Source organism: Kocuria sp. WN036, assembly GCF_002287015.1.
Lineage (GTDB): Bacteria > Actinomycetota > Actinomycetes > Actinomycetales > Micrococcaceae > Kocuria > Kocuria rosea.
In genome coordinates this window covers 1-7,126 of the sequence record NZ_NSKF01000054.1, presented here as the reverse complement: position 1 = coordinate 7,126, position 7,126 = coordinate 1, and the positions used below count along the sequence as shown (strand labels likewise).

General features: G+C 55.4%; 5 protein-coding genes. All 5 read left to right on the top strand.

Going from position 1 to position 7,126, the window contains the following annotated elements; all coding sequences use genetic code 11:
* Nucleotides 1–227: 227 nt before the first annotated feature.
* A complete protein-coding gene (locus CK505_RS17865; RefSeq protein ID WP_095651899.1) occupies nt 228–2,807 on the top strand; it encodes a DEAD/DEAH box helicase family protein in 2,580 nt (859 codons plus the stop codon).
* Complete coding sequence (locus CK505_RS17860) at nt 2,804–4,702, top strand: ATP-dependent endonuclease (RefSeq protein ID WP_095651900.1); 1,899 nt, start codon at nt 2,804–2,806, stop codon at nt 4,700–4,702. Before CK505_RS17865 ends, CK505_RS17860 begins: the two co-directional genes overlap by 4 nt.
* Nucleotides 4,703–4,764: 62 nt before the next feature.
* Complete coding sequence (locus CK505_RS19125) at nt 4,765–5,418, top strand: leucine zipper domain-containing protein (protein WP_095651898.1); 654 nt, start codon at nt 4,765–4,767, stop codon at nt 5,416–5,418.
* A gap of 255 nt (nt 5,419–5,673) precedes the next feature.
* The gene (locus CK505_RS17850; protein ID WP_176475404.1) at nt 5,674–6,552 is read left to right on the top strand and encodes a GIY-YIG nuclease family protein; all 879 of its coding nucleotides are present in this window, start codon (nt 5,674–5,676) and stop codon (nt 6,550–6,552) included.
* Between the two features lie 395 nt (nt 6,553–6,947).
* The coding region (locus CK505_RS17845; protein ID WP_141246850.1) for a transposase at nt 6,948–7,126 on the top strand (179 nt) is incomplete at its 3' end.

Here is a 7,126-nt window from a genome sequence, read left to right as displayed (position 1 = left end):
CCGGCACTGTCTCCACGGCCAGGGTGAACGAGCGCGGACCACGCTCGACGGCGAGCACGTGGACATCGGACAGGTCGAAGAGCGCGCACGCGGGCGCGCAGATAGCATGAGACACGTCGAGGCCTTCATGGATCAGGTTGCTTGGTCGCTACCCATCCTGGAGGCCTCGACCTCTACCCAGCCCTCACAACACACCCCTCGAGAAGCCCGCGCGCCCCCGGCTACCCATGCTCATCTGTGAAGGGCCAGCAAACCGGGAATTCCCAAACTTTACAGTTGAAATGGAGACAGGGACCGGCAAAACGTACGTTTACATTTCGACGGCACTGCAAATGGCGCGCGACTATGGCGTCCGCAAATTCGTCATTCTCGTGCACTCGATTGCTATCCGCGCCGGCGTAGTGAAAACGTTCGAGCAGACACAACAACATTTCGCCAGTAAGTACCCGGACGTCAAGTACCACTGGGGAGTTCTTGGAGAAGGGCCTGCACTCGATGACTTCACGGAACCTTCTAGCACGGTTCAATTCATGGTGGTCAGCGTCCAAGCGATCGACAAGCCGGAATCAAACGCCATATATCAGGAAGCTGAGCAACCCCAGCTTTGGGGTGAGGCGATGAATGGAATCGCTAGCGTTGCGAAAATGCGCCCTGTCGTACTGATTGACGAGCCCCAAAACATGGCCACGGACCTCCGCCGTCAAGCCATCGCAACACTCAATCCAATGGTGGCGCTCCGCTACAGTGCGACCCACAAGGAAACCTTTAACCTTGTTCACCAACTCGGGCCAAAGGCGGCCGCCGACGCCGGCCTCGTCAAGCGCGTGTCGGTCAAGGGCATCGTCGCAGGCAGCGCGGGTCGTCCATACCTTCTCTTCAATAAGCTACGCAGCAAAAACAAGCGACTCATGGCCGAAGTGGTCATGGACTGCGATACAGCGGGGGGACCTAAGCGTCAGAACGTCGTCTTACAAAATGGGATGGACCTCTACGAAGAGTCTGAGGGTCTGGGCCAGTACCGCGGAATGGTGGTCGACCGATTCGAGCGGAAGCCAGACCGCATCGTCTTTGAGAATGGCCTAGTAGTCCACAAGGGCAAGGAAATAGGCGTCGACCGTGAGTCGGTATGGAAAGATCAAATTCGCCATACCATCCGACAACATCTGAAAAAACAGCAAGCTCTTGACGGCACCGACCGAGACGTCAAAGTTCTGTCCTTGTTCTTTGTCGAGCACGTGTCGGATTATGTCGGCGCGGAAGCCCCACTCCCTCAGATGTTTGACGCACTTTTTCGTGAAGAGTGGGAGCGCGCAGGCAACAACCGAGATAGCTGCCCTGACCCATCAAGTGTGCGCGTTCACTACTTCCCCTCGACCAAAACAGGCATCTACAAGGACACCAAGGGGAACGCCAGTGACTCGGAATTCGAGGAACGTGCCTACCAAGAAATTATCGCCAACAAGGAACTACTACTGACGCGCGAGAACCCACGCGCGTTCATCTTCTCCCATTCGGCACTTAAGGAGGGCTGGGATAATCCGAACGTTTTCCAAGTAGGTTTCCTGCGGCACACTCGATCTGAGCTGGAGCGGCGCCAGCAGATTGGTCGCGGTCTGAGACTGCCCGTAGACACTGTCGGGCGCCGCGTCCGAGACAACGTCCAGAACAAGCTGACTTTGATTGTAGACGAAGCCTTTAGCGACTTCCGGGACGGGCTCAATCGAGAGTACATCGCCTCTGGGGGTTCCTCTGCTACCCAGGTTGATATCGAAAATGCGGACCATGAAGTCGTAGTGACCCGACGCAACGATCTCTTCGCGAGTGAAGAGTTTAAAGAACTATGGAAACGCATCTCCTATAAGGCGCGATACCGAGTAACTTTGGACCCAAGCATTCTTCCATTGTCAATCGCGCAATCAGAGTCGCTGGACGAAATTGAATACCTAACTCAGCGCGGTAACGTCCTGCAGACAGCTGAGCTTCGATATGACGACGAAGGGTTTGTTGTCACAGCGAACGCTGATGTCAATGAGGATAGGGGTACATCACTCAGCATCACAGGTCAGCGACTGCCCGATCCTGTCCGCCTCGTAGAGGATCAGCTTCTAACCACCAAGTTTCCTCTACAGCTTACTAGGCCCACAATCATGACGATTCTGGCAGCCCTACCGCTTCAGAAGAAGCGTAAAGCCATTCACGATCCTGAACGCTGGTCGAGGATTGTGGCGAAGGCCATTCGACAGACGACGATCGAACAGATGGTTGAGCACATCACCTATGAAGCGCTTCCGGACGAGAAAAGCTGGGATGCCGAGGTGGTTTTCGTAGAGGCGGAGTCCATCACACCTCCCCCTCTAAGCCCCGGAGTCGATCCCAGCTATGGAGTTGCTGCAGCGCGAGACGGCGGAAGCAACCTGTACGACGCGACCATCTATGACAGTCACGTTGAGCGATCCTTCGCCGAGCAGTTAGAGAACGACGACCGCGTTGTCTTGTTCACTAAGCTTCCCCGCCGCTTCAAGGTCGGAACGCCTGTAGGCGAGTATTCACCCGACTGGGCAATCGTCTACGACGATGACGGCACTCACCGCCTCTACCTAGTACGTGAAACTAAGGACACCACACACCTGGAGGACTTGGACTGGAGCGAGCAAATGCGTATCCGCTTTGCTGGCAACCACTTTGCAGGGGCGCCGAATGGACTGGTCGAGTACGCACATACCGATGCTCGCAGTGGCCTCCGCGTCGACGACGCCAGCAGCGGCAAATCTAATACGCAATCACAGAGGAGTAGCGACGAAGTATGAAAATTAGAACCGTCACCATACATAACTTTCGAGCGTTGCGTAATGTCACGATCCAGTTCGATCAGGTGACTACTTTCGTCGGCCCCAATGGGGTGGGCAAATCCACTGTACTTCGAGCCCTAGATTGGTTCTTCAATGGCGGAAAAAAGCCCTCCCTGACGGACGCGGACTGTTCGGATGGAAATACTGACTGCCCTATCGAGGTATCTGTCACGTTCGACCAACTAACAGAGGACGATCGAGTCAGCCTTGGTAAGTACGCACCGGCGACAGTTGCGACCTTTACCGCTTGGAAAACTCGAGACTGCGATGGCACCGAACGCATGTCTGCTAACGCTAAGGGCTTCCCAGGGTTCACTGACATAAAAAAAGCGCCTTCAGCTAGCATGAAGAAAAGCTTGTATAATGCTTTCAGAACGTCAAACCCAACCTTCGACCTCCCAAGCGCGACGTCTCAAGATGCGGTCGACACAGCACTGTTAGCCTGGGAATCCGAGAATCCGGACAAACTTGATAATGTTGAAGAAGACATCGGCACTACGTTCTTCGGATTTAACAGCGAAGGAGTTATGAGCGGCATTTTTGACTATGTCCTCATCACGGCCGACCTCCGCGCCAGCGAGGAAGCACAGGATCTAAAGAGCAGCATTATTGGTCGCATTATTGAACGCACCATAGATCGGACCGTGGCCGATGAGGCCATACGAGAAATCGTTGAAGAAAGCATTGCCAAACAGAACAAAATTTATGCGGAAAAATTCACCGATCAGCTTAAGCAAGTCACAACCGGCTTAAACGATGTGGTGTCTGCATACTCGCCAGGACGAACTATTGGTGTAACGACGTCTCCTTTAGAATTCAAGGAGCAAAAGACGAGCTTTGTGGTGTCCGTTCTTGACGGAGAGAATGTGACACCGATTGATCGGCAAGGTCACGGATTTCAGCGTACGATGTTGATTTCTTCTCTACAGCTGCTTGCGCAGGAGGGTACCGCCGGCAAAAATGGCACGATCTGTTTAGCGATTGAAGAGCCGGAGCTATTCCAGCATCCAATTCAGGCGCAGGCTTTTGCCAAGGTGCTTAGAACCTTGGCAGAGGACGAAACAAGCAACGTTCAAGTTGCCTACGCGACTCATAGCCCATACTTCGTCGAGCCACGACAATTTCACCAAATTCGACGATTATCTCTGGCTAGCGACACAGAAGCAAGAGTGCGAGTTAGCTCAACGTCTGTCGATAAAATTAAGGCTCGACTTCGGGGTACGGTAAAGCCATCCACGGTAGACAGTCAGTTGGATGGAACTGTATCTGCGAGACTTCCCGTGGCAATTTTCGCCAATAGGGCCTTCGTCACCGAAGGCTCAACGGAGGTTGCTGTACTACATGGCATAGCGGATCGCATTCAACCAGGCATACTTGAAAGCTTAGGGGTTTCTATTATTGAGGCGGGCGGAAAGAGTAGCATTCCCCTCACACATGCAATTCTTTCTGAACTGTCAATTCCTACCTACGCCATGTTTGATGGTGATGGAGGTTTTGAAGAACGTGCTGTCAGTAAGGGCAAAGACGCAGAAAAAATCGAAGAGGAACGTAAAGGTCATATTTCCGCAAATAGGAACACTCTTTCCTACTTCGGACTGCCACAGGAAGATTTCCCGAGTACTCTTGAGCACGAATCTGTAACAGTCCTCGAAGATCACCTAGAGGCTCATTTAACTGATGCGTGGCCCGAGTGGGCTGCGGCCTGTGATGCGCTTGAGAGAGAATCGGAAATCAATCTCAAGAAGAACCAGAACGCGTACAGGGTTGCGACCCACCGAAGTTCAGGAGAGCCGAGCCCCCTTTTGAAAAGGTGTATCAACCGTGCCGTCGGGCAGGACTTGTTTACCGGCTAGAAAATGTAGCCGGGCAGGAGATTGGTAGCGGGATGTTGACGTGAGGAGAGCCTCCGGGTGGGGTGTGGCCTTGTCTAAGGCCCACATTCACCACGGAGGCACTCCTGTCCCACGGTAATGCCCGCACCACCGTTCACGGCAGCCTCCTGTTTGGGAGTCGACATCAAGCTGCGACGTCCAAGGCCCACATCGCCGCGGCCATGGGCATCTCCCGCAAGTGCGTGTCCCACTGGATCGCCCGCTACGTGAATGAGGGCGAAGCCGGCCTGCATGACCGCTCCTGTCGCCCACGCACCACTCCAACCCGTACCAGTTTTGAGCTTGAGCAGCAGGTGCTCGAGCTACATCGTGCTCAGGGGCGGGGTCAAGACTGGCTCGGGTCAGAACTCGGATTGGCTCCCAGGACGGTGGGGCGGATCCTGGGGACTGTGCCACCACCAGCTGCCCTATCAGCGGGAGCTGAACCGACTCACTGGGGCACTGATCCGGGCTTCGAAGACCACCGCGGTGCGCTACGAGCGGGACGGCCCGGGCGAGCTGGTGCACATGGACGTGAAAAATTCGGCCGTATCTCCGATGGGGTGGCTGGAGGGCTCATGGTCGCGGGGCTGTCAGCATCCCCCGCGACCGCAGCACCCCGGTCGGGTTCGACTACGTGCATTTACTGGTCGATCGCCACTCGAGACTGGCGTACTCGGAGGTCCTGCCAGACGTAAGGCACCACCGGCGCGGGGTTACTGATTTGGGCCGCAGCCTACATAGCCGGCCACGGGATCCCCCGAATCGAACGCGGGATGACCGACAACGCCTGGGCCTGCCGCATGTCGTGCATATGACAGTGTCCGGTTTCGAACTGCGGGCCTGCGCATTTCGAGGCCAGCTGACCAAGTCAGTTTCGCGGGGCGCGCGCAAGTGAAGACCTGGCTGGCCAAGCTTACGCACTCTTAAGCGATTATCTGTATGATGCAATGATGACTGATGGGCAGCCGAGAAGAAGCGCGAATGATTTTGGATTTCGCATTCCGGGTATAACCTCACAGGAGGTTTCCGGTGAGGAACCCGAAACGCAATTAGCAGGGCCGATACGCCCGAACGAAACTGTTCGAGAAGAACTGCAGAGACTGCTCGAGGCAGACGAAAGCAGGCTTGGTGCAGTATTTAGAGGTCAGAGTCGAGGCCTGACGGCCGAGCAGATTGCGGCAGAGTTGGGGGTGGATACGTCGAACTTTGTCTGGAATCAGACACGCTATGCGCAAGCCTTGGTTAATGGCGAGCTTCCTTCTGCGCCCACAATTGCTTTGGCGGCTGCCAGGAAATTCAGGACAATTCTGAAAAGCGTTCAGCTATCCGAGGAGGCCAAGCGCGTACTGGAAGTCAATCTGGCGGAGTTGGAGCGTCGAGCTAGTGATGAGACTGCGCGAGTTGTCGAAGATAAGAAAGCGCAGGAGCAGACTGAGGAAGCAGAATCTCAGAATGAAATCGGCGTTTACGTTTACGCCTTACCGCACTACCTGCGCTACCCCTTCGATGACAAGAGCGGCAGAACGCTCATGAAAGTGGGGCGGAGTGACAGTGACGTTATCATCCGTTTCCGAAACCAGACGCGCACCACGGCGTTGCCCGAGGAACCGATCTTGTTGCGCATCTATGGGACTGATAGCGGAGATGCTGCGTCCATGGAGTCCACCTTCCATCGGCTGCTGGAGGCTGCAGACCATCACAGGAGTGTCGCGAGAACTGCTGGTCGGGAGTGGTTTGTGACGAGCACTCGCTTCTTAGATGAAGTCGCTCGAGCACTGGAGTTGAAGGTGCGTATGGTGAATGAGGTCGATGTAGATGGCGGAGATTAAAGCCTCGGTCGCAATTAGGAGGCGCTGGGTGGCGCGCCACTTCACTTGAACCCGTGCTCCCCAACGTCGACTGTGGGTCTAGTTCAGATAGCTCATCGATGCTTCGTCAAGCAATCGCTGAATGGTTTGCAGCGTAGTGAGGGACCCGATCGAATCCACCGCTTCCATTGCACGTGGGAACGAGATAAAACCATTCGCTGTCATGGTCGATGTCCCGCAAGCCATGGGTTATGAGACGGAGTGATTGCGAGACATTTGAAGGACCGTGGTTGACACTCGATCTTGCATCAGCCCCGTGGGAACTGCCGCACGGATAGGTGTCATATTGACCTGACCTACGGTTTGGTTTCCAGTGGCGGTCGCTAGTCGAAGGCCTTCATGGAAGGCTCACCGCTATGCCCCGCCCCTACCCTCCTGAGTTCCGTGCACGAGCGATCGCTCTCGTGCGTGAGGGCCGCCAGGTCAAGCAGACCGCGGCTGATCTTGGTATCCACCCTGTCACGCTCCATTCCTGGTTGCGCCAGGACGACATCGATCAGGGCCGCCGGCCCGGGCGCAGCACCCAGGAATCGGC